This window comes from Corallococcus praedator (assembly GCF_003612125.1).
Lineage (GTDB): Bacteria > Myxococcota > Myxococcia > Myxococcales > Myxococcaceae > Corallococcus > Corallococcus praedator.
Genome location: NZ_RAWI01000590.1, coordinates 1 through 4,139, shown reverse-complemented (window position 1 = coordinate 4,139; position 4,139 = coordinate 1). Strand labels below are relative to the sequence as shown.

The following is a 4,139-nucleotide window of genomic DNA, read 5'->3' as shown; positions in this document are numbered from 1 at the left end:
GTCGTGGACGACGGGCTCAAAACGCCTCTCCGATGGAGATGTGGACCGCGCACAGCCCTTCAGGGGCACCCGCGAACGCGGCTTCCGGGGAGGTCGAGGTCTTGCCGAACTTGCGTCCGAAGCCCAGGCATCCACCAGAGGACGGATAGATGTATGCGGGATCGCTGACGGGCAATCCCCGCCCGATGTTCAGACGCCTTGCGATGTCCAGTCGGATGGGCCCCACGACCGTGAGGTAGCGCAGGCCGCCGCCCACGGCGTGGTAGTGCTCGGGACCGAACAGCTTGGGCGAGTTCTTGCCAACCAGGTTCTCCGTGCCTACGAGGCCCGAGTCGTAGAAGACGGCCAGCATCAGGCTGTCCGTCAGCATGTAGCGCAGCTCCACGGAGCTCTCGAAGAGGCTGTTGCCGCCCACGGGCACGGTGTTCCACTCGTCCAGGATGGGGTTGCCGTTGGCGTCCAGCAGCGTGTTGCCGTCGTCGTCCGTCTTGTAGCTGGGCGTGAGCGGCGTCATGGGCGACAGGCGCTGGCCGTTGAAGCCGCGCATGGCGGTGGCGCCGCCGGAGAAGAAGCGGGTGACGATGGAGCTGGGCTTGCCGTCCAGCGAGTTCAGCGTGCCCATGCGCAGCTTCACCGCCATCGTCAGGTCCTTCTTCTCCCCGATGGAGTGGTAGTAGCGCAGGTCTGGCAGCAGCCGGACGTAGTCGTAGTTGCCGAAGAACGGCCCGCCGCCCTTCTGGATGGAGAAGCCCACGTAGTAGCCGTCGCGCGGCTCGGTGCGGTCGTCGCGTCGGTCCCAGGCGAACGCCACTTCCAGGAAGCTCAGCGCGACGTCGCACTTCCCGGTGGGGTCGTTGCAGCCCAGGATGACGGGCGGCACGGTCTCATCCGCGGACACCTTGCCCTCCAGCCGGTAGAGCTGGAGGTTGTACGAGGGGAAGACGGAGAAGGACTCGTGGGGCTGCCAGATGACGCCCGCCTTCAGGTAGCCGCCGTAGTACTCGTACGCCTGCTGGAGGCCCTTCTCCGCGGTGACGGAGGTCTGCAGGCGCAGGTCACGGAAGAGGAAGCGCGGCTGTTCGAACTCCGTGGTGGCCTCGAACACGATGCCGCTCTTGCCGTCCTGGGTGCCGTCGGGATTGCTGCGCAGGGCCGCCAGGATGTTGGGGATGAACGCGTAGCCCAGCCGGCCGCGCAGTGTGAGGCGCCGCAGGCCTCCGCGGAAGTTGCGGTTGCTCCACTCGCCCAGGACACGGGCTTCCTGCCGCGCGGCGTCCACGCCCACACCGCCGCCCAGCCGGAGGGAGTGGAAGGGTGATTCGCGCACGTCCACCACCACCGGCACCGTGGCGTTCTGCCGGTCCGGCGCGCCCCGGTTCACCTTCACCGCGCCGAAGACGCCCATGCGGAAGACGCGCGCCTGGGCCTCCGCCAGCGCCTTCTCGCTGAAGTACTCGCCCTTGATGACGGCGCCCTGCGTCTGTTCGATGATGCGGCGGGGCGGCACCTGCGGGTTCGCGTCCGTGGCGATGAAGATGTTGCCGAAGCGGTAGCGCAGGCCCGGGACGATCCGCAGGTCCACGATGGCCTTCTGCGTGGCCACGTCCACCCGCACCTCTCCTCCCACCTCCGCCTCCGCGTACCCCAGGTCCTTGAGCCGCTCGGTGATGAGCTCCTTGGTGGCGCCCCACGTGTCCTCGCGGAACACGTCGCCCGCGCGCACCGGCAGCTCCTCCAGGATGAGCTCCCGCTGGCGCTGCGACGGCGCGTCCGGACCCTCTCCCAGCGCCTCCAGCCCGTGCGGTTCGATGCGGTCGATGAGGGTGGGGGCGCCCTCGTTGACGACCACCTTGAGGCGCACGGCCTTGTCGCCCTCGGGGATCACCTCGTTGGATTCCACCTGGGCCTGGTAGAAGCCCTCCGCCTGGTAGAACCGTTCGATGCGGCGCAGGTCCGCCTGCCACGCGTTGGTGTCGAAGTAGTGCGCCTTGCCGAACGGCCAGAACGCATACCAGGGCGTGGCGGAGGTGAGGATGCGGTCCTTGATGTCCCCGTCATCCACCTGCTTCGCTCCCTCGATGTCGAGGGACTTCACCTTCGGCCCGGAGGGCTGGGTGGAGGAGGTGGTGGCGCAGGCCGTCAGCAGCACGACCAGCGCGAGGGGCACGGCGGAGAGGAGTCGAGGGAGTCGGACGTCGGCCACGCCATGTTTCTTACTGGAAGGCCAGCGCCTGACGCGTTTCGCAATGTTTCTTTGTGCCTCGAATGTCGCATTCCACGACCTCGGGTCCCGGGTCAGTGTCCTTTAGGCCCCGGCCGGCGCGGAGGTGCGTGCAACCGGGCCCGGGGTGCGCCAGATTCGGGTCCCTATGGTCCGGCGAATCGCGATGCTGCTGTCGGTCACGCTGGTGCTCGCCACCGGCTGCGGCGTGAACGAGGACGAGGTGGTGCTGCTCAAGGAGGGGGAGGACCTCTCCGACACCCCCTACTGCGGCTCGCTCGGGTGCGCGGATCCGTTCCGCTACTGCGCGGAGCTGTTCCTGGACTTCGGTCGCTCGCCCCCGCTGTGCGTCGTGGAGAACATCTGCGACCGGCTGGAGTGCGCGAAGGAGGGCCGCCGGTGCGCCGTGTTCGACGGCTTCCCCGGCCAGGTGAAGTGCATCGAGAACTGAAGCACGGCTGAGGCTCCCGGGGCGGCTGTCGTCCAGCGGCCCCGGGGCGGTGTGCTTCAGGTCGGCTTCGGGCTCAGCGACGCGAGGAAGCGGTGAGCCACGAAAGCCGCTCCGCGGCGTCCTTCGTCTGGGGCTCGGTGAGCAGCGCGTCCGTGTTCTGCGCGATGCGGTAGGCCCAGTTGGCGTCGCCCATGGTGCCCGGCAGGTTGATGCGGTCGCGGGTGCCCAGCACGTCCTGCCACGGCAGCACGCACAGGTCCGAGCCCGAGTTGAGCGTGGCGGCCAGCGTGGCGCGGTGGATGTCCGGGGTGAACTCGCGCGTCACGGCCACGCCCTGGAACTCCGGCCAGGTGCGGGCGGCGCTCTGGCGCTCGTCCTCGCGCGCCTGCTCCCACCACTCGGCCTGCGGCTCCGTGTCGTGCGTGCCGGTGGTGACCAGCGACACGGCGGGGAAGGCGTGCGGGTCGCGGTAGGTGTTGTCGTCGCGCTCCCAGCGCAGCACCCGGTAGCCGGGCAGCTTCAGCTCCGCGAGGATTTGACGGACGAAGGGCGGAATCACGCCCAGGTCCTCGGCGACGATGCCCGCGCCCTCCGACAGGAGGCGGAAGTGCTTCTCACCCTGGCGGCGCCACGTGGCCTCGTCCGCGGGCACGAAGTAGCCGGTGGGGTTCTTGTCGTCGCGGATCCACTGACGGAAGTAGCCCACCGCGTGGTCCACGCGGCGCAGGTCGTAGTAGCTGGCCGCCTTGGCCGCGCGCTTCTTCAGCCACGCGTAGTCGTCCTTCTCCATCGCCGCGAAGTCGAAGTAGGGCAGGCCCCAGTCCTGGCCCGTGGCGGAGAAGTCGTCGGGCGGCACGCCCAGGCGCGCGTCGCGGCGCAGGATGTCCGGGTGGGCCCAGCAGTCGGAGCTGTCCTGCCCGATGATGAAGGGCTCGTCGCCGCAGAGCAGGACGTCCTTCGCCTTGGCCTGCTGGCGCACGGCGTTCCACTGCGCCTCCGCCAGCCACTGGAGCCAGGCGTGGTAGCGCACGCGGCGCTCCAGGCCCTGGTTCTTCACGGCGAGCAGGGCTTCGGGCTGGCGCGTGCGCAGCCCTTCCGGCCACTGCCACCACGGGCGGCGGTCCTCCTTCTCGCTGATGGCGGTGAAGAGCGCGTAGCTCTCCAGCCACTCGCCCTGCGCCTCGCGCCACTTCTGGAACTCCTGGGCGCGCGGCGTGCGGGGCGTCCACTCGTGCTTCTCGAAGTGGTCGAAGGCGCGCGCGAACGCGGCGTCCTTCAGCGGGAACACCAGGTCGTATCTCACGCGCGGCGCAGCGCGGGCCTCACCCAGCTTCTGGCGCTGCTCGTCGCTGAGCGCGGCCTCGCCGCCGGTGGCCTGGAACTCCGGCACCTGGGCGAGGTCGATGAAGAGGGGGTTCAGGCCGAACGCGGAGCGCGTGGCGTAGGGGCTGGGGTCCCCCGGGGCGG

At 69.5% G+C, this 4,139-nt stretch carries 3 protein-coding genes; 1 reads left to right on the top strand and 2 read right to left on the bottom strand.

The window, feature by feature from the left end:
• Positions 1 to 16: 16 nt before the first annotated feature.
• Entirely contained in the window at positions 17 to 2,203 is a 2,187-nt protein-coding gene (locus D7Y13_RS39300; protein WP_167508817.1) for a BamA/TamA family outer membrane protein, read from the bottom strand.
• 166 nt (positions 2,204 to 2,369) lie between these two features.
• On the opposite strand from D7Y13_RS39300, the gene D7Y13_RS39295 reads away from it, so the two are divergent.
• Complete coding sequence (locus tag D7Y13_RS39295) at positions 2,370 to 2,672, top strand: hypothetical protein (RefSeq protein ID WP_120582352.1); 303 nt, start codon at positions 2,370 to 2,372, stop codon at positions 2,670 to 2,672.
• 73 nt (positions 2,673 to 2,745) lie between these two features.
• Here D7Y13_RS39295 and malQ read toward each other — a convergent pair.
• Positions 2,746 to 4,139, bottom strand: a 1,394-nt coding sequence (gene malQ / locus D7Y13_RS39290) for a 4-alpha-glucanotransferase (RefSeq protein WP_120630991.1), incomplete at its 5' end; no start/stop codon positions are given.